Origin of the sequence: Bradyrhizobium sp. sBnM-33 (assembly GCF_032917945.1) — a bacterium.
Classification (GTDB): Bacteria; Pseudomonadota; Alphaproteobacteria; order Rhizobiales; family Xanthobacteraceae; genus Bradyrhizobium.
Genome location: NZ_CP136624.1, coordinates 7,717,474 through 7,735,784, shown reverse-complemented (window position 1 = coordinate 7,735,784; position 18,311 = coordinate 7,717,474). Strand labels below are relative to the sequence as shown.

Annotated in this window: 14 protein-coding genes; 11 read left to right on the top strand and 3 right to left on the bottom strand. The window is 64.3% G+C overall.

Annotated elements, in window-relative coordinates; genetic code table 11:
- Nucleotides 1-49 precede the first annotated feature (49 nt).
- The 9 genes from murB to ligA all read left to right on the top strand — a co-directional run bounded on the left by murB (nucleotide 50) and on the right by ligA (nucleotide 13,116).
- Nucleotides 50-970 carry a UDP-N-acetylmuramate dehydrogenase gene (gene murB / locus RX328_RS36215; RefSeq protein WP_213248946.1) on the top strand — a complete coding sequence of 307 codons (921 nt, stop codon included), beginning with the start codon at nucleotides 50-52 and terminating at the stop codon, nucleotides 968-970.
- Between the two features lie 116 nt (nucleotides 971-1,086).
- Nucleotides 1,087-2,079 carry a D-alanine--D-alanine ligase gene (locus RX328_RS36210; protein ID WP_213248944.1) on the top strand — a complete coding sequence of 331 codons (993 nt, stop codon included), beginning with the start codon at nucleotides 1,087-1,089 and terminating at the stop codon, nucleotides 2,077-2,079.
- A 302-nt stretch (nucleotides 2,080-2,381) separates the two neighbouring features.
- On the top strand, nucleotides 2,382-3,371 hold the full coding sequence (locus tag RX328_RS36205; RefSeq protein WP_213248942.1) for a cell division protein FtsQ/DivIB: 990 nt from the start codon (nucleotides 2,382-2,384) through the stop codon (nucleotides 3,369-3,371).
- Complete coding sequence (ftsA, locus tag RX328_RS36200; protein WP_057847005.1) at nucleotides 3,368-4,687, top strand: cell division protein FtsA; 1,320 nt, start codon at nucleotides 3,368-3,370, stop codon at nucleotides 4,685-4,687. The genes RX328_RS36205 and ftsA overlap by 4 nt, the downstream gene beginning before the upstream one ends.
- A gap of 88 nt (nucleotides 4,688-4,775) precedes the next feature.
- Nucleotides 4,776-6,557, top strand: a complete 1,782-nt coding sequence (gene ftsZ, locus RX328_RS36195) for a cell division protein FtsZ (protein ID WP_213248940.1) — start codon at nucleotides 4,776-4,778, stop codon at nucleotides 6,555-6,557.
- Between the two features lie 350 nt (nucleotides 6,558-6,907).
- Nucleotides 6,908-7,867 (top strand): UDP-3-O-acyl-N-acetylglucosamine deacetylase, encoded by a 960-nt coding sequence (gene lpxC / locus RX328_RS36190; protein ID WP_213248938.1) that lies wholly within the window; start codon nucleotides 6,908-6,910, stop codon nucleotides 7,865-7,867.
- A gap of 324 nt (nucleotides 7,868-8,191) precedes the next feature.
- Nucleotides 8,192-9,100 carry an outer membrane protein assembly factor BamD gene (locus RX328_RS36185; protein ID WP_213248936.1) on the top strand — a complete coding sequence of 303 codons (909 nt, stop codon included), beginning with the start codon at nucleotides 8,192-8,194 and terminating at the stop codon, nucleotides 9,098-9,100.
- Between the two features lie 13 nt (nucleotides 9,101-9,113).
- Nucleotides 9,114-10,787, top strand: coding sequence for a DNA repair protein RecN (recN, locus tag RX328_RS36180; RefSeq protein ID WP_213248934.1), 1,674 nt, complete (start codon nucleotides 9,114-9,116; stop codon nucleotides 10,785-10,787).
- 178 nt (nucleotides 10,788-10,965) lie between these two features.
- Nucleotides 10,966-13,116 (top strand): NAD-dependent DNA ligase LigA, encoded by a 2,151-nt coding sequence (ligA, locus tag RX328_RS36175; RefSeq protein ID WP_213248933.1) that lies wholly within the window; start codon nucleotides 10,966-10,968, stop codon nucleotides 13,114-13,116.
- 193 nt (nucleotides 13,117-13,309) lie between these two features.
- Here the strand turns inward: ligA and RX328_RS36170 are convergent, their stop codons facing one another.
- Nucleotides 13,310-14,584: a multidrug effflux MFS transporter gene (locus RX328_RS36170; RefSeq protein ID WP_213248931.1), complete on the bottom strand. Its 1,275-nt coding sequence runs from the start codon at nucleotides 14,582-14,584 to the stop codon at nucleotides 13,310-13,312.
- A gap of 210 nt (nucleotides 14,585-14,794) precedes the next feature.
- Nucleotides 14,795-16,630 carry an aminopeptidase P family protein gene (locus RX328_RS36165; protein WP_213248929.1) on the bottom strand — a complete coding sequence of 612 codons (1,836 nt, stop codon included), beginning with the start codon at nucleotides 16,628-16,630 and terminating at the stop codon, nucleotides 14,795-14,797.
- A 195-nt stretch (nucleotides 16,631-16,825) separates the two neighbouring features.
- On the opposite strand from RX328_RS36165, the gene RX328_RS36160 reads away from it, so the two are divergent.
- A complete protein-coding gene (locus RX328_RS36160) occupies nucleotides 16,826-17,014 on the top strand; it encodes a hypothetical protein (protein WP_213248927.1) in 189 nt (62 codons plus the stop codon).
- Nucleotides 17,015-17,018: 4 nt separating this feature from the next.
- Here RX328_RS36160 and RX328_RS36155 read toward each other — a convergent pair whose 3' ends face one another.
- Entirely contained in the window at nucleotides 17,019-17,909 is an 891-nt protein-coding gene (locus RX328_RS36155; RefSeq protein ID WP_213248925.1) for a 50S ribosomal protein L11 methyltransferase, read from the bottom strand.
- Nucleotides 17,910-18,111: 202 nt separating this feature from the next.
- Between RX328_RS36155 and RX328_RS36150 the strand changes: the two genes are divergently transcribed.
- A complete protein-coding gene (locus RX328_RS36150; protein WP_213248923.1) occupies nucleotides 18,112-18,273 on the top strand; it encodes a Flp family type IVb pilin in 162 nt (53 codons plus the stop codon).
- The last annotated feature ends 38 nt before the right edge of the window (nucleotides 18,274-18,311 follow it).

Below are 18,311 nucleotides of genomic sequence, written 5' to 3'. Positions count from 1 at the left end.
ACGCGACGCGATGTCGTCTCAAGTCATATCGCGAGACGGTTGGCGCGACATGACCTTTCCCGACATCACGCCCGATCTGAAAGCCGCGATGCCGGACTTGCGCGGGCGCCTCCTGGCGAACCAGTCGCTCGCCGAGTTGACCTGGTTTCGCGTCGGCGGCCCGGCGCAGGTGCTGTTCACGCCGGCGGATGAAGACGATCTCGCTTACTTCTTAAGGCTGCTTCCAAAGGAGCTGCCGGTTTATGTCGTCGGCGTCGGCTCCAATTTGATCGTGCGCGACGGCGGTATGCCGGGCGTGGTGATCCGACTGTCGCCGCGGGCGTTTGGCGAGACTTCGGCTTCAGGTGACACTGTCACTGCCGGCACGGCCGCGCTCGACAAGCGCGTGGCGGAAACGGCGGCGGCGGCCGGCATCGGCGGCGTGGAATTCTTCTTCGGGATTCCCGGCAGCATCGGTGGCGCCCTGCGGATGAATGCCGGCGCCAATGGAAGCGAGACCAAGGACGTGCTGGTCGAGGCGACCGGCATCGGCCGTGACGGTACGAAGCATGTCTTCTCCAATGCCGACATGAAGTTCGTCTACCGCAACAGCGGCGTCGATCCCTCAATCATCTTCACCTCCGCGCGGTTTCGCGGGCAGATCACGGACGCCGAAACCATTCGCGCGCGGATGAGCGAGGTGCAGACCCATCGCGAAACCGCGCAGCCGATTCGCGAAAAGACCGGTGGCTCCACCTTCAAGAATCCGCCCGGCAACAGCGCCTGGAAACTGATCGACGCCGCCGGCTGCCGCGGGCTTCGCGTCGGCGGCGCGGAGGTCTCGGAAATGCACTGCAATTTCCTCATCAACACCGGCAACGCCACCGGGCATGATATTGAAACGCTGGGCGAAATCGTGCGCGAGCGGGTTAAAGCGAATTCTGGGATAGAGCTACATTGGGAAATCAAGCGGATCGGAATTTCCGCATAGTCGTCATTCCGGGTCGGGCGCGCGCAACGCGAACCCGGAATCTCGAGGTAGCATGGGAAAGGGATTCCGGGTTCGATGCTTCGCATCGCCCCGGAATGACGGATAGGTAGAGGCTGATGCGAACGACCATTCTCTTTGGCGGCACCAATAAAGAGCGCCTGGTTTCGGTGGCGAGCGCGCAGGCGTTGCACCGCGCGTTGCCGGAAGCCGATCTCTGGTTCTGGCATGTGGCGGACACCGTTCATGAGGTCAGTTCAAAGGAGCTGCTTGAGCATTCGCGTCCCTTTGAGGATGAATTCACACCGAGCAGTCGCGGCATTGCGCTGGAAGCCGCGCTCGACAGAGCGAAAGCCGAGGACCGTGTGCTGGTGCTCGGGCTGCACGGCGGCCGTGCCGAGAATGGCGAACTGCAGGCGATGTGCGAAATGCGCGGCATTCCCTTCACCGGGTCCGGCTCGGCATCGTCGAACCTCGCCTTCGACAAGGTCGCCGCCAAACGGTTTGTGGCGATTGCCGGCGTCCCCGCGCCGGCAGGCATCGCCCTGGAAAACATCGACGCAGCGTTTGGCGAATACGGAAGGCTGATCGCAAAGCCGGCGCGGGACGGATCGAGCTACGGCCTGATCTTCGTCAACGCCAAGCAGGACCTCGTCGCGGTCCGCAACGCCGCCAAGACCGAAGACTATCTGATCGAGCCCTTCATCGCGGGTGTGGAAGCAACCTGCGGCGTGCTGGAGCAATCGGATGGCACGTTGATGTCGCTGCCGCCGATCGAGATTGTCCCGGGGGAGGGCACCTTCGACTACACGGCCAAATATCTGCTCAAATCGACTCAGGAGATCTGCCCTGGGCGCTTTTCTCCGGAAATCACTGCGCAACTGCAGGATCAGGCGTTGCGGGCGCACAAAGCGCTCTCCTGCACCGGCTATTCCCGGACGGACTTCATCGTCTCGGCGAACGGACCGGTTTACCTTGAAACCAATACCTTGCCGGGCCTGACCGCGGCCTCGCTCTACCCGAAGGCGCTCAAGGCCCAGGGGATCGAGTTCCCGGATTTCCTGCGTGACCAGATCGCCCTGGCCGAACGGCGCAGCCGGGAGCGGGCTTGACCGGCCCGGCCGGTCGTTAACGGGGAACCACCGCCCGACCACTAAAATTGTTTCAAAATCCTAACAGTTGGCCGACAAACTACTCAAAAGACGCACCAAAACGTTTCCGCAGCCCCCCGATTTTACACTTTGTTTACCAGTAAGTCCGAAGGTTAACGCTGGCGGCGCATGTGGCGCTTGGCTGCCGGGGTGTGCGCTGTTCCGACTTCAGGTCAGCACTTAAGTCCGACACGGCCGAGGCGTCATCTGAGCCAGGACTCGCAAAAAAGCTTGCGGGAACAACACTTGGACAGGCTCGTGCAATGGATGGTGCAGGACGCCTCACGCGGTCGCTGAGATCGGTGGGGCCCCAGGCTGACCTGAAAGCAGCCGCTATTGGAGCGGTCGTGCTGCTGCGCGAGCGGCTGGGCCGTCGCGCTCGCGTCCCGGCGAAGCCCACGATCGATCGCGAGCCGTCGAATCGCCTGGTCCTTCTGGTCGAACGCTATCTGCCGAACCGTACCGGCATTGCCTTGACCGTGCTGATACTGCTCGGCAGCGCCGGTCTTGGTATCGTCAAGGGCGGTCACGTCGACGAATTCACGGCGGCGCTCAGCGACGCCCGCAACACGCTGGCCAATTCGGCCGGGTTCCGCATCACGACCGTCGTCATCAACGGCCGCAAGCACTTGAGCCAGGACGAGGTGCTCGCGATCGGCGGCGTCAACGGGCGCTCCTCACTGTTGTTTCTCGATGCGGCCACCGTGCGCGACAGGCTCAAGGCCAACCCATGGATTTCAGACGCGACCATCCTGAAGCTTTATCCCGGCCAGTTGCAGGTCGACATCGTCGAGCGCACGGCGTTTGCGCTGTGGCAGCAGGACGGCCGGCTGTCCGTAATCTCCGAGGACGGCGCGGTGCTGGAGCCCTATGTGTCGCGCCGCTTCGCGACGCTGCCGCTGGTGGTGGGCAAGGGTGCCGATGTCAGGGCCCGTGATTTCCTCGCGCTGCTCGACCGCTATCCGCAGGTCCGCTCGGTAACCAAGGCCGCAATCCTGGTCGGCGAACGGCGCTGGAATTTGCGGCTGAAGGACGGCCTCGACGTTCGCCTGCCGGAGAACGACGTCGGCAACGCGCTAGCGATGTTGAGCAAGCTCGACAAGGAAGACCGGCTGTTCTCGCGCGACATCGTCGCCGTCGACATGCGCCTGCCGGACCGGCTGACGGTGCAATTGTCGGAAGACGCGGCCAAGGCCCGCGAAGAACTGTTCAAGGACAAGAAGACCAAGAAGAAGGCCGGTGATTCAGCATGACCGGCCTCGATCGCAACCAGACCCCGAAGACACGGCCCGTCGACCACAAGCGTACGGCGCTGGTGGCCTCGCTCGATGTCGGCACCAGCAAGATCGCCTGCATGATCGCGCGGCTGAAGCCGTCGCCACCGAGCGACGCGCTGCGCGGTCGCACCCATGCGGTCGAACTGATCGGCTATAGCCAGATCCAGTCGCGCGGCGTCAAGGCGGGCGCCGTGGTCGATCTCGCCGAGTGCGAGCAGGCGGTGCGGCAGGCGGTGGCGCTGGCCGAGCGCATGGCCAAGGTCCGCGTTGAATCAATATTGCTGTCGGTTTCCGGCGGCCGGTTGCAGGGGCAGCTCGTCGAGGCGGCCGCCGATATCAGAGGCGGCTCGGTCACCTCTGATGACGTCACCCGGGTGACCTCCACCGGTATGCGTCATGCCACCGGCGAAGGCCGCACCGTGCTGCACGCGCTCCCCGTTGGTTACGCGCTGGACGGCGTCAAGGGCATCCGCGACCCCCGCGGCATGGTCGCGCGGCAGTTCGGCGTCGACATGCAGGTGGTGACGGCCGATGCCACCGTCGCGCGCAACCTGATGCTGGTGGTCGAGCGCTGCCATCTCAACGTCGAGGCCATGGCGGCGAGTCCTTATGTCGCAGGCCTGTCCGTGTTGACCGACGACGAGGCCGATCTCGGCGCCGCCGTGGTCGAAATGGGGGCCGGATCGACCACGATTGCGACTTATTCCGGCGGCCGCTTCGTGCACGCGAGCGGATTTGCGCTCGGCGGCCAGCACGTCACGATGGATCTTGCACGCGGCGTCGGCGCATGCATTGCGGATGCCGAGCGAATCAAGACGTTATATGGCACCGTGCTGACCGGCGGGTCCGACGCGCGCGAGCTGATGTCTGTACCGACTGCGGGCGAGGAACACGATGCTCCGCAGATCGTCTCGCGCGCCACGATTGCCAACATCGTCCGGCATCGCGCCGAGGAGATTTTTGAAATGGTCCGTGACCGGCTCGCGGATTCCCCCTTTGCGGCAGAGCCGAGGGCGCGGGTTGTGTTGAGCGGCGGCGCTTCTCAGCTCACCGGCACCGTCGAACTCGCCACGCGCATTCTCAACCGGCCGGTCCGGATCGGCCGTCCGCTCGGTTTCGGCCGGCTGCCTAACGAGGCCAAGAGCGCTTCGTTCGCGGTTCCCACCGGCCTCCTGGTCTATCCGCAATACGCTCATCTTGAACACGTCGAACCGCGGCATACGCGGCAGCTCAAGACAGGGACAGACGGCTATTTTGGCAAGGTCGGACGATGGCTTCGCGAGGGCTTCTGATGACCGGTCCTGTGACCAAACGATTTTCACCAAATCCCGCGGCCGCCGGCCGGGGCGAACCAACGCGCGCGTCGTAAGAGAGGCAACCATGGCACTCAATCTGACCCCCCCTGACATCAGCGAGCTAAAACCGCGGATTACCGTCTTCGGCGTCGGTGGAGCAGGCGGCAATGCCGTCAACAACATGATCACTGCCGGGTTGCAGGGGGTCGATTTCGTCGTCGCCAACACCGACGCGCAGGCGCTGACCATGTCGAAGGCCCAGCGCATCGTGCAGATGGGCACCCAGGTGACGCAGGGCCTCGGCGCGGGGTCTCAACCTGATATCGGCGCGGCGGCGGCGCAGGAAGTGATCGACGAGCTGCGCGACCATCTCTCGGGCGCCAACATGGTGTTCGTCACCGCCGGCATGGGCGGCGGCACCGGCACCGGCGCCGCTCCGGTGATCGCCAAGACCGCGCGCGACATGGGCATCCTCACCGTCGGCGTCGTCACCAAGCCCTTCCATTTCGAAGGCCAGCGCCGCATGCGCACCGCCGAGTCCGGCATCGCCGAACTGCACAAGGTGGTGGACACGCTGCTGATCATCCCGAATCAGAACCTGTTCCGGGTCGCCAACGAAAAGACCACCTTCGCCGACGCCTTTGCGATGGCCGACCAGGTGCTCTATTCGGGCGTCGCCTGCATCACCGATCTGATGGTGAAGGAAGGCCTAATCAATCTCGACTTCGCCGACGTCCGTGCGGTGATGCGCGAGATGGGCAAGGCGATGATGGGCACCGGCGAGGCGACCGGCGAGAAGCGCGCGCTGACTGCGGCCGAAGCCGCGATTGCCAACCCGCTGATCGACGATTCCTCGATGAAGGGTGCGCGCGGCCTGTTGATCTCGATCACCGGTGGCAAGGACCTCACCTTGTTCGAAGTCGACGAAGCCGCGACGCGGATTCGCGAGGAAGTCGACCAGGACGCCAACATCATCGTCGGCGCCACCTTCGACGAATCGCTCGACGGCATCATCCGCGTTTCCGTGGTCGCCACCGGCATCGACCAGTCGCAGATCGCGCGCAACGCGGCCACTCCCGCCGTCGCCGCCACGTCTTCGCCGGACAACCGGCTGGCTGAACTGACCGCTCGCTTGCGCGCCGACAATGCGCGCCTGGCCGAACGCGCCCAGAAGCTCGAGCCGACGGCTGCGCCCCAGGCGGTTGCTTCGGCACCTGCCGCCGCGCCGGCGCAACGTTCGTCCAATAATGTCGAGCGTGCAGCGCTCGCCGCGATCGCCGCGGCGGTTGAGACGCCGCAACAGGCTCCGATCCAGCCGGCGTCCTATGGCGACGTCACGGTTCGCCCGATCGCGCAGAAGCCGACGCTGTTCCCGGATCACAAGGAGGCTGCCCGCCTCGAGCCGGAGGCGCCGGCGACGCCCGAAACCTTCATCCCGCAGGCGGCCGAACGTCCGCCGGCCCGTGCGCCGCGGATGCCGAAGTTCGAGGACCTGCCGATGCCCGCCCAGGCCGAGATCCGGCACGCCCGCGGCGAGCCTGAGGAGGAGCACCCGCAGAAGACGCGGCTGTCGCTGTTGCAGCGGCTCGCCAATGTCGGCCTCGGCCGCCGCGACGAAGAGACCGAGCCGCCGATCGCAGCACGTGCCTCCGGCCCGTCGATGGCGCCGCTGCCGCCGCTGCCTGAACGCAAGCCGCAGCGCACCGTCGCCCAGCAAATGGCGAATCAGGAGCCGGTATCAGAGTATGCAAAGCGCCCGGCGCCGCAGGGTCTGGACGCCCACGGCCGCCCGGTACCTGTTGCACCGGCGCCACAGGGCGACGACCATCTTGATATCCCGGCCTTCCTCCGGCGCCAGGCCAACTGAGCTTTTGTTACAATCGAGGTGATCCAAAGGGCCCCGGCTAGAACAGCCGGGGCCCTTCTCTTTGGCCGGTGCCGAGATTCGGCGGCTCGGCCAACCAACTGATTTTAAATCATTAATTATTCATCTCGTGATCAGATGTCCAAGCTCGAACAGCGTCTGGCCGTGCCGGAATTTGGTTAACCCTTGGCGCGATTGCGGCAGAGATAGGGTAACAATCCGTAAAGAAGCGTGAGTTGTGCGCTATGGGGCAATGACTATGGTCTGCCGTGACTTGGGGATGCCTAGAACGCGAATCGGCGCTAGCGCGCGGTTCCCGTCTTTGGGTTAAGTCGGGTAGTGGGCAGTTATCGATGAAATTCAGCCGGCAAACCACGCTTCGGTCGCAAGCCACCGTAACGGGCGTTGGCGTTCATTCCGGATTACCTGTCAGCCTGACGCTTGGACCTGCTCCTGTGGATGCGGGTTTTATTTTTGTCCGTACCGGCCTGGATGAGGCCGACCGCGAGGTTCCCGCAGTAGCCGCCTCCGTAACCGCCACCGATCTTGCGACCGTTCTTGGCGACCGCGAAGGTCCGCTGGTTTCCACCGCCGAACATGTCCTTGCTGCCCTGCGCGGCATGGGTGTCGACAACGCCATCATCGAAGTCGACGGTCCCGAAGTACCGATTATGGACGGCAGCGCGGCGGCTTTCGTTGCCGCCATCGATCAGGCCGGCATCGTCACCCAGTCGGCCTCCCGCCGCTTCATTCAGGTGCTGAAGCCGGTGCAGGTCGCGATCGGCGATAGTTTTGGCGAGTTGCGCCCGCATGGCAACGGATTCCGCGTCGAGGTCGAGATCGATTTCAACAACGCCATGATCGGTCGCCAGAAATATTCCATCGATCTCAGCCCCGAAAGCTTCCGTCGCGAGATTTCACGTGCCCGGACTTTTGGCTTCATGAATAACGTCGCGCGGCTCTGGAGCGCCGGTTTTGCGCGTGGCGCCTCGTTTGAGAATACGGTGGTGTTCGACGAAACCCGCCTGCTCAACACCGAAGGGCTGCGCTTTAGCGACGAATGCGCCCGCCACAAGGCGCTGGATGCGGTCGGTGATTTGACGCTGGCTGGTTTGCCGCTGCTCGGCGCCTACCGTTCGGTACGTGGCGGCCACAAGCTGAACCACGCCGTGCTGACCGCCCTGTTGGCCGATCGCAGCGCCTGGCGGGTGGTCGAGGCCGAACCGGCACGCCGTCCCCGAGCCCATGTCGAGGCCGGCGCGGGCATGGTGGGCGGCATGATCGCCCCAGCCTATGGTCCCGACGTTTCCTGACTTTGCTTGCGGATTCTGTTGATATTGGCTTTCCGACATGCCGGACTTTTCGGGCCGTACATGCGCGTTTTCCGTAGTAACCACAATTGGTAAGGACGCCGTTCAGCCGCCTTAATCCGGGCGAATTGGCTGCGTATTCGGTTGGTTGAGGACCTTTTTTCGGCTACAGAGGCCTGCGGTTGCGCCACGGGTCTTGAAGAATTGGGCACCAAACGCGCTGGGCTCGGAGAATTTGGGGCACGGGGATATTGCATCCATGACCGCGGTTCATGGACGGGCAGGCTCAGTCATCAACCGCATCAAAGGCGTCAGGTCACAGATTCCATGTCGGCACAGCGTATGACGCTCGAATCAGGCAAATCACTCGGGCGCGCCAGCCTCGCTCGCGCCGCACGGTCGCTGCGGCTGGCGGCTGGCCTGATTGCGCTCGCCATTCCCTTGAGCGGCTGCGGCACCGGTGCGCTGTGGGACAAGTTCACCGCCAAGGACGACACCTTCAACGAGGAGCCCGCGGACAAGCTCTACAATGAGGGCTTGTACTTGATGAACCAACGCAAGGATCTGAAGGCGGCATCGAAGAAGTTCGAGGAAGTCGACCGTCAGCATCCTTATTCCGACTGGGCGCGCAAATCGCTCCTGATGTCGGCCTACTCCTTTTACAATGCCGGCGATTACGATAGCTGCATCGGCGCCGCGACGCGTTACGTCACGCTGCATCCCGGCAGTCCCGACGCGGCCTACGCGCAATATCTGATCGCCGCCTCGCACTACGACCAGATCCCGGACATCTCTCGCGACCAGGGCCGCACCGAAAAGGCGATCGCGGCGCTGGAAGAGGTGATTCGCAAATACCCGACCTCGGAATACGCCAACTCCGCCAAGGCCAAGCTCGAAGGCGCGCGCGACCAGCTCGCCGGCAAGGAAATGGACGTCGGCCGCTATTACATGGAACGGCGCGACTACACCGCCGCCATCAACCGCTTTAAGACCGTGGTCACCCGCTACCAGACCACGCGGCATGTCGAGGAAGCGCTGGCACGGCTCACTGAGGCGTATATGGCGATCGGCATCGTCGGCGAGGCGCAGACGGCGGCAGCCGTACTTGGGCACAATTTTCCTGACAGCCGCTGGTACAAGGACGCTTATAATCTTGTAAAGTCGGGCGGTCTCGAGCCGAGCGAGAACAAGGGGTCCTATATTTCTAGGGCCTTCAAGAAGTTGGGTCTCGGCTAGGAATTGACTTCGCATGCTGGCGCGTCTGTCGATCCGTGACATCGTCCTGATCGAACGGCTCGATATCGAATTCTCCCGTGGCCTCGCGGTGCTGACCGGCGAAACCGGCGCGGGCAAATCCATCCTGCTCGATGCCTTCGCGCTGGCGCTCGGCGGCCGCGGTGATGCGGGCCTGGTTCGCCATGGTGCGGAGCAGGGCCAGGTGACGGCCACCTTCGACGTTCCCAAGGGCCATCCCGCGACAAAGATCCTTTCCGAGAACGGCCTCGACGATACCGGCGAAATGATTCTTCGCCGCGTGCAGCTCGCCGACGGCCGCACCCGCGCCTTTATCAACGACCAGTCGATCAGCGTGCAGACCCTGAAGGCGGTCGGCGCGGCGCTGGTCGAAATTCACGGCCAGCATGACGAGCGCGCGCTGGTCGACGCCTCGACGCATCGGCAGTTGCTCGATGCCTTTGCCGGGCTGGAGAAAGAGGTCGCCGCGCTGGAGACGCTGTGGGAGGCACGGCGCACCGCCAATCACGTACTCGATGAGCATCGCGCCAGCATGGAACGCGCCGCGCGCGAGGCGGATTATTTGCGCCACGCTGCCGACGAGCTCAAGGCGCTGAAACCGAAGGACGGCGAGGAGACCGCGCTCGCCGAACGCCGCACCACCATGATGCAGGGCGAGAAGATCGCCAGCGACCTGCGCGAGGCGCAGGAAGCGGTCGGCGGCCACAACTCGCCGGTGCCGGCGCTGGCGGCGGCCGTGCGCCGCCTCGAGCGCCGCGCCGCCAATTCGCCGGCGCTGGTCGAGCCGGCGGTGAAGGCGATCGACATCGCGATCAACGCGCTGGAAGAGGCCGACCAGCATCTCAGCGCCGCGCTGGTCGCGGCCGATTTCGATCCGGCCGAGCTGGAGCGGATCGAGGAGCGGCTGTTTGCGCTGCGCGCCGCCTCGCGCAAATATTCGACGCCGGTCGATGGGCTGGCGGCACTGGCGGCCAAATTCGTCTCCGACGTCGCATTGATCGATGCTGGTGCCGATCAGTTGAAGAAGCTGGAAGCGGCGGCTGCCGAGGCCGATCAGCGCTACGGCGCGGCGGCGGCGAAGCTATCGGCGGCCCGCAGCAAATCCGCCGAAAAACTCAATAAGGCCGTCAATGCCGAACTCGCGCCGTTAAAGCTCGAGCGCGCGAAATTCATGACGCAGATCGACACCGATGCGAAATCACCGGGGCCGCAAGGCATCGACCGCGTCGAGTTCTGGGTCCAGACCAATCCGGGGACAAAGCCGGGACCGCTGATGAAGGTCGCGTCCGGCGGCGAGCTGTCGCGGTTCCTGCTGGCGCTCAAAGTGGTGTTGTCCGATCGCGGCTCCGCGCCCACGCTGGTGTTCGACGAAATCGATACCGGCGTCGGCGGTGCGGTGGCGGATGCGATCGGCGCGCGGCTTTCGCGGCTCGCCGGCCAGGTCCAGGTGATGGCGGTGACGCACGCACCGCAGGTCGCCGCGCGCGCCAGCCAGCATCTTTTGATTTCCAAGGACGCGCTCGACAAGGGCAAGCGCGTCGCCACCCGCGTCAACGCGCTCGCCGCCGACCACCGCCGCGAAGAAATCGCCCGCATGCTGGCGGGGGCGGAGATCACGGCCGAGGCGAGGGCGGCGGCGGAACGGCTGTTGCGCGCAGCGACCGCGTAATTCTCGTGTCCCGGACGCGGTGCAGCATGAAACGCTGCTCCGCTGAGCCGGGCACCTACGCCAAGTCCACTGCGGGCCCCGGTTCAGCAGCGCACCGCTTGCGCGCTGCGCAGCATCCGGGGCACGGCCCCTGTGTCCGACTTTGCCTCCGGGCCTCCTTTCGTCGTATTCAATTCACATGTCCAAGACAGCGAAACCAAAGCCGCTCCCCGACGTCGCCAAGCTCACCAAGGCCCAAGCCAAGGTCGAGCACATGCGGTTGGCGCTGGAGCTCGAAGGGCACGACAAGCGCTATTATCAGGAAGATGCGCCCAGCATCAGCGATGCCGAATATGACGCCCTGCGGCAGCGCCTCAACGCGATCGAGAAGCGGTTTCCCGAATTCGTTACAGCGGAATCGCCGTCGCAAAAGATCGGCGCGACGCCATCGGGTCGCTTTAAGAAAGTCCGGCATGCGCTGCCGATGCTGTCGCTGGACAACGCCTTCGCCGAGCAGGACGTGCTCGACTTCGTCGGCCGCATCGGGCGCTTTCTCAAGCTCAGCGACGACAAGATCGATTTTTCCGCCGAGCCGAAGATCGACGGGCTCTCGATGTCGTTGCGTTACGAGGGCGGCGAACTCGTTACCGCTGCCACCCGTGGCGATGGTTTTACAGGCGAAGATGTCACCGCCAACATCCGCACGCTGGAAGACGTGCCGCAGAAGCTGAAGGGGCGTAACGTTCCCGATATCTGCGAGGTGCGCGGCGAGGTCTACATGACCAAGAAGGCGTTCCTTGCGCTGAACGAGCGGCAGAAGGCCGCGGGCGACACCATTTTTGCAAACCCGCGCAATTCGGCTGCAGGCTCGCTGCGTCAGAAGGACCCCTCCATCACCGCTTCGCGACCGCTCGGCTTCTTCGCCTATTCCTGGGGCCAGATGAGCGCGATGCCCGAAAAGACTCAAACCGGCATGATCCACTGGTTCGAGCGATGCGGCTTCAAGACCAATCCGCTGACAAAACTTTGCCACTCCGTCGAGCACTTGATCGCGTTCCATCACGAGATCGAGGAGCAGCGCGGCGAGCTCGACTACGACATCGACGGCGTCGTCTACAAGATCGACCGTATTGATTGGCAGGAACGGCTCGGTTTCGTCTCGCGCACGCCGCGCTGGGCGATTGCGCACAAATTCCCCGCCGAGCGCGCCATGACGGTGCTGCGCGACATCGAGATCCAGGTCGGGCGCACCGGTTCGTTCACGCCGGTCGGCAAGCTCGAGCCGGTCGGAGTCGGCGGCGTGATTGTGCAGAACGTCACGCTGCACAATGAGGACTACATCAAGGGCATCGGCAACAAGGGCGAAGTGCTGCGCGAGGGCCGCGACATCAGGCTCGGCGACACCGTCGTGATCCAGCGCGCCGGCGATGTGATCCCGCAGGTGGTGGATGTCGTCATCGACAAGCGGCCGAGAGGCGCCAAGGAATTCCATTTCCCGAAGAAGTGCCCGTGCCCGCTGCATACCGACGTGGTGCGCGAGGAGACGGCAACCGGCGAGGAAGGCTCGCGCGCCCGCTGTACCGGCGAGTTCGCCTGTCCATTCCAGAAGATCGAGCATCTGAAACTGTTCGTGTCGCGCCGGGCGTTCGATATCGACGGGCTTGGCGAGAAGCAGCTCCAGTACTTCTTCGACCGCGAATGGGTGCGGGAGCCCGCCGATATCTTCACGCTGCCGAAACGCAACGCCAAGCTGAAGCTCGAAGCAATCGATGGCTATGGCGAAACTTCAGTGCGCAACCTGTTCGCCGCGATCGAGAACCGCCGCCGCATTTCGCTGGAGCGGTTCATCTACGCCCTCGGCATGCGCCATGTCGGCGAGACCACCGCGCTGGCGCTGGCGCGCGGCTACGGTTCGTGGGACGCGTTCCACGATGCCTGCCTCAAGGTCGCCAGGGGCGACGAGGACGCTATCGCCGAGATGGATGCGCTCGACCAGATCGGCGATACCGTGATCAAGAGCGTCGCCGCCTATTTCGGCGAAAGCCACAACCGCGGCATCGTCGAGCGGATGGTCAAGGAGCTCGACGAGATCATTGACGCCGAAAAGCCCAAGAGTAATTCGGCCGTCGCCGGCAAGACCGTGGTGTTCACCGGCTCGCTGGAGAAGATGACGCGGGACGAAGCCAAGGCCACGGCCGAGCGGCTGGGCGCCAAGGCTGCGGGTTCGGTGTCGAAGAAGACGGACTACGTTGTCGCGGGGCCGGGTGCGGGGTCGAAGCTCGCTGAGGCCAAGAAGCACGGCGTGCCGGTGCTCACCGAGGACGAGTGGCTGAAGCTGATTGGGGAGTGAGACGCGCCACACACTCCGCTGTCGTCATCCGCCAACTGGTCGCGCGAATGCGCGCCCGATGACAGGCTCCAGCGGGTGACCCAGTATTCCAGAGACAGTTGTGGCAGATCGAGAGGCCGCGGCGTACTGGATCGCCCGCCTCGCGGCCGACGACAGTTGGGGGTGAGGCGCTGGCTTTGCGCCTGTACGCTCATCACATCCGCGAGTCTTCCTCCTCCGCCTTCTTCACCAGTTCCTCGCTCACCGCCACGTTTCGCCGCGGCACGAGGAAGAACATCGCCGAGGCACACGCGACGGACAGCGCTAAGATCGCCGCCGTCAGCGGCAGCGTGGTGGTGGAGTGGCCGCCGAGATAGGCGCCGAATTGCGAGACCAGCGCGCCGATGCCCTGCTGCAGGAAGCCCATCGCGCCGGAGGCGGTGCCGGCGGCTTCGGGGCGCGCGCTGATGGCGCCGGCCGCGGCGTTGTTCATCACGAAGGCGTTGGCGACCATCACGATCATCTGGGTGCCGAAGAGCCAGAGCGGCGCCTGGTTGGTCCCGGCGATGCTGAAGACAAAGTTCAGGAGGGCGCCGCCGAATTGCACGGCGAGCCCGAACCAGATCAGCTTCTCGAGCGAATGCCGCGGCGCGAAGCGGACGCAGAACACATTGCCGATCAGATATGCGAAGCCGGTTGTCGCGAACCACGCGCCATACTCGGCGGTGGTTCGGCCCATCTGCGTCACCACGATGTAAGGTCCGCCGCCGGCGAACATGAAAATGATCTGCGAGGCCAGCACCTGGCACAGCACATAGCCGATGAAGGCGCGGTCGCGAATGAGGATGCCGACATCGCCGCGAAAGCTGCTGCTCTTGCTGCGCTCGCGGCGCGTCTCGGGCAGCGCAAGCGCCATCAGCACGGCGACGCTGAGCGAACCCGCCGTGATGAAGTAGAAGATCGCGCGCCAGCCGAACGCGGTCTCCAGGAGACCGCCGACCAGCGCGCTCAGCATCTGCGCCATCATCATGACGGCGATGACGAGGCTGATCATGGAGCTGATGCGGTCGCGGCTGTAGAGATCGCGGATGATGGCGCGGCTCACCACCATGCCGGTGGCGCCGCCCAGCGCCTGCAGGAAGCGCGCGGCGATCAGTTGCGGCAGCGTCTGCGCCAGCGAGCAGCCGATGCTGGCCGCCACCATCAAGGCAAGGCCCGCGAGCAGCACCGGGCGGCGTCCGAACTTGTCCGACAGCGGCCCCATGATGAGCTGCGAGCAGGCGATGCCGACCATGTAGAGCGACACGGTCATTTGCGCGACGGAAATATCGCCACCGAACGTCGTCGCCAGCACGGGAAGCGCCGGCACCAGCATGTAGAGCGAGATCGGCGCGACGCCGGTCATGGCGACCAGCATCAGCAGCATGATTTTCGATGTCGCGACGGCATTCGCCGCCGCGTCGGGCGGCTTGCCCACGACGCCGTGCATTCAGTTCAGATCCTGTTGGTTGGATTGGACTGTAGCGCGGCGGCTGACGGCGAATACGGTTGTTTCGGCATGCGGCCATGCCGATTTCGTACAGCACACTTTAGCGGGTGACCCAGTATTCCAGAGGCGTCAGTGATGAACGGATAGGCTGCGGCGTACTGGGTCCCCCGCCTTCGCGGGGGACGACGAGCTCGGATGAGGCAACGGCGATTAAAGCGGCGACAGCGCCGCCGTGGCCTCATCCAGCCACAGCTTCGTGGCGTTGTCGTCGAGATGCGGGCGCACCGCGCGATTGATGCGCTCGTGGTAGTCGTTGAGCCACTTCAGCTCCGTCGCGCTCAGCATGTTCACGTCGATTAGGCGGCGGTCGATCGGCGCCAGCGTCAGCGTTTCGAACGCGTTCACCGGCTTTTCGGCGCCCGCGATGTCGGTGCCGATGACGAGTTCGAGGTTCTCGATCCGGATGCCGTAGGCGTCGGTCTTGTAGTAGCCAGGCTCGTTGGAGAGGATCATGCCGCGCTTCAGCGGCGTGGTGCCGAGTTTCGAGATGCGCGCCGGGCCTTCATGCACGGAGAGATAGCTGCCGACGCCGTGGCCGGTGCCGTGCTCGAAATCGAGGCCGGCCTGCCACAAAAATTGCCGGGCAAAGGAGTCGATCTGCGCGCCGGTGGTGCCGTCCGGAAACACCGCGCGTGCAATCGCGATATGCCCACGCAGCACGCGGGTGAATCGATCGCGCATTTCGTCGGTCGGATTGCCGATTGCGATGGTGCGGGTGACGTCGGTGGTGCCGTCTTCATATTGCGCGCCGGAATCGATCAGCAGCAGATCGCCGGGCGAAATTCGCCGATTGCTCTTGCGGGTGACGCGGTAATGGACGATGGCGCCGTTCGGCCCGGTGCCGGCGATGGTCGGAAACGAGACGTCCTTCAGCGCGCAAGTCTGACGGCGAAAGGTTTCCAGCGCCTCGACGGTGTCGATCTCGGTCAACGCTCCCGACGGCGCCTCGCGGTCGATCCAGGCGAGGAAGCGCGCCAGCGCCACCGCGTCGCGCTGGTGCGCGGTCCGCGTGCCCTCGATCTCGGTGATGTTCTTCACCGCCTTCAACAGGCTCACCGGATCGTTGCCGCGCACCGGTTTTCCGCCGGCGCCTGCGATCAGCCGGCTCAGCGCGTCCGCCGCGGTGGCGCTGTCGAGCGCGATCGCGGCGCCGCTACGCGCAAGCTCGGTCAGAGCAGGCACCAATGCGTCGGGCTCCCGTACTTCGGCGGATTGTTCGAGGTGGTCGCGCGTCAGGTTGGACAGCTTGCGATGATCGATGAAGATGGTGGGGCGGCCGTCCTTCGGCACCAGCGCGTAGGACAAAGGCAGCGGCGTGTGCGAGACGTCGGCGCCACGGATGTTGAAGGTCCAGGCCACCGCGTGGCTGTCCGACAGCACCAGCGCCTCCACCCCCAGCTTGTTGATCTCCAGCCGGATGCGCTTGAGTTTTTCGGCTTCGATCTCGCCGGAAAACTGCACGCCGTGAATGGCGACGCGGCCGAGCGGCGGGGCCGGGCGCTCGGTCCACACCTGGTCCAGCGGATTGCTCTCGGCCGCGATCAGCTCCGCACCCGCTTTGGTGCAGGCGGCGGCCAGACGCTCGGCTGCTGCCGAAGTGTGCAGCCACGGGTCAAAACCGAGGCGGTCGCCGGCCGCAAGATGCTTGGTCAGCCATTGCTCCGGCGGCGGATCGGCCAGCGGCTCGATTTGCCAGGCCTTGCGATCGACCTGCTTGGCGGCCTGTAGCGTATAACGGCCGTCAACGAAAACCGCAGCCTCGCGCGTCAGAACGATTGCCATGCCGGCCGAACCGGTGAAGCCGGTCAGCCAGGCCAGCCGTTCTTCGGAGGCCGGGACATATTCGTTCTGTTGCTGATCGGCGCGCGGAACCACGAATCCCGTCAGCTTCCGCCGCGCCAACTCCTCGCGGAAGCGGGCTAGCCGCGCGGTCAGTGCCACGCCGCCTTCGGGTTCTTCGAATGTCTGGAAATGAGCTTCGAACATCGCCTGGTCACTTTAGGTTAGGGTCGGGTGGAGCGGTCCGCAATCCGGAGCTATCGGCCACAATTTGGCATAATCTGTGCTCCAATATGTCCGTCCGCGCTAGTCGGACGGAGCGGTTGCGGTGTAGCCGTTCAGCTCAAAAATACCGGGGGAGAGCTCCAGGAGTGTTTCAACTCAACGAAGAGGGGATACACCATGCCTGCTTTCACGTTTGAGAAGATTTCACCGCCGGAACGTCGCGGTCCCGTGCCGCCCGTCGCCAACAAGAAGCAGCGCGGCGTCATCGTCCAGATCCTCGATCGGTTTGCGGAAGCGCGCGTCAAGCGGTCGTTGAAGCAAGAGAAGGGCGTCATCGCACGCAACCGGCACAGACCAGCCGATTAGAATTTCAGCTCACCTTGCGCAGCAACAGGCTGCTCCAGCCTTCGATGCGCAGATGCCGCACGGGAACCAGCCCTCGGGCGCGATAGGCGGCGATGACGGCGGGTGCCTGATGCGTCAGGAGCCCTGAGAGAATGACCAGCGCCGACGGCGCCAGGTGCCGCGCCATCGGCCCTGCCAATTGCCGCAGCGGATTGGCCAAAATATTCGCCAGCACCAGATCGAACGGCGCGGCCTGGGCAAATTGCGGCGCCGAGAAGCCGGTGGCGCGGACCGCCCGCACCAGATGTCCCGATACGTTCAGCCGCGCATTGTCGCGGGCAACCTGCACCGAGGGTGGATCGATATCGCTGGCCAGTATCTTTTCGTGCAGCGCTTTCGCCGCCGCAATCGCCAGCACGCCGGTGCCGGTGCCGAGATCGAGCACGCGCCGCGGCCGCCAGGCTTTCAGGACATGATCGAGCAGCAGCAGGCAGCCGCGGGTGGTGCCGTGATGGCCGGTGCCGAAGGCCAGCGCCGCCTCGATCTCGATGCCGAGCTTGTTGGAGGGTATCCTGTCGCGGTGATGCTGGCCGTGGACCACGAAGCGCCCGGCGGGCACGGGAACGAGGTCCTCGAGGCTGGCCCTGACCCAATCCTTGGCCTCGATCGTGTCGAAGCCGATGCCCGCGGCGATTTCGGCGCCGGCCGCATTGGCCACGAGTTCGCGGACCAGTCGCTGATCGGGCGGCTCGCCAAAATGCACCGTGACATCCCATCGGCCATCCGGCCGTTCGAACGCGGCGATTGCGGCCTGGCCTTCAAAAAAAACTTCGGTCAGGGCATCGACGACGCCCTTGGCTGTGTGCTCGTCGCCGACAGCAAAATGGACGCGATGTGTGGGGCCGAGGGAAGTCATTGAAGGACCTGGAGAAAGCGGGGAGGGTGCGAATAGCGAATGGGCGTTTCATTCAAATTTGAGCAAATTTCATGTCGTACTACTCGGAAAAGTTGCATGTCGGCCGTTAGGGTACCCTTAGATTCATCGCCGTAGGTTCCTGCATAGGAACTGCAGGGGGAACCTCGGTTCCATGAACACCAACCCAGGTCGGAACCAGCCAATGTCGATCATCAAGTCATTCCTTAAGGACGAATCGGGAGCCACGGCCATTGAGTATGGCCTGATCGCTGCAGGCATCGCGATTGCGATCATCACCGCCGTGAACGGTCTCGGCACCAAGCTCAGCACCAATTTCGTAGACATCAGCACCTCGCTGAAGTAACCGCCCAATTCGGGGGCATTTTCGGGACTGGGCGCGCC

What these genes read in the sequence shown, in the direction of transcription:
- lpxC (WP_213248938.1), top strand. Translation starts at nt 6,908, where the DNA reads ATGAAATTCAGCCGGCAAACCACGCTTCGGTCGCAAGCCACCGTAACG.
- RX328_RS36165 (WP_213248929.1), bottom strand. Translation starts at nt 16,630, where the DNA reads ATGTTCGAAGCTCATTTCCAGACATTCGAAGAACCCGAAGGCGGCGTG.
- ftsZ (WP_213248940.1), top strand. Translation starts at nt 4,776, where the DNA reads ATGGCACTCAATCTGACCCCCCCTGACATCAGCGAGCTAAAACCGCGG.
- ligA (WP_213248933.1), top strand. Translation starts at nt 10,966, where the DNA reads ATGTCCAAGACAGCGAAACCAAAGCCGCTCCCCGACGTCGCCAAGCTC.
- RX328_RS36160 (WP_213248927.1), top strand. Translation starts at nt 16,826, where the DNA reads ATGCCTGCTTTCACGTTTGAGAAGATTTCACCGCCGGAACGTCGCGGT.
- RX328_RS36210 (WP_213248944.1), top strand. Translation starts at nt 1,087, where the DNA reads ATGCGAACGACCATTCTCTTTGGCGGCACCAATAAAGAGCGCCTGGTT.
- RX328_RS36185 (WP_213248936.1), top strand. Translation starts at nt 8,192, where the DNA reads ATGTCGGCACAGCGTATGACGCTCGAATCAGGCAAATCACTCGGGCGC.
- RX328_RS36205 (WP_213248942.1), top strand. Translation starts at nt 2,382, where the DNA reads ATGGATGGTGCAGGACGCCTCACGCGGTCGCTGAGATCGGTGGGGCCC.
- RX328_RS36170 (WP_213248931.1), bottom strand. Translation starts at nt 14,584, where the DNA reads ATGCACGGCGTCGTGGGCAAGCCGCCCGACGCGGCGGCGAATGCCGTC.
- RX328_RS36150 (WP_213248923.1), top strand. Translation starts at nt 18,112, where the DNA reads ATGTCGATCATCAAGTCATTCCTTAAGGACGAATCGGGAGCCACGGCC.
- RX328_RS36155 (WP_213248925.1), bottom strand. Translation starts at nt 17,909, where the DNA reads ATGACTTCCCTCGGCCCCACACATCGCGTCCATTTTGCTGTCGGCGAC.
- murB (WP_213248946.1), top strand. Translation starts at nt 50, where the DNA reads ATGACCTTTCCCGACATCACGCCCGATCTGAAAGCCGCGATGCCGGAC.
- recN (WP_213248934.1), top strand. Translation starts at nt 9,114, where the DNA reads ATGCTGGCGCGTCTGTCGATCCGTGACATCGTCCTGATCGAACGGCTC.
- ftsA (WP_057847005.1), top strand. Translation starts at nt 3,368, where the DNA reads ATGACCGGCCTCGATCGCAACCAGACCCCGAAGACACGGCCCGTCGAC.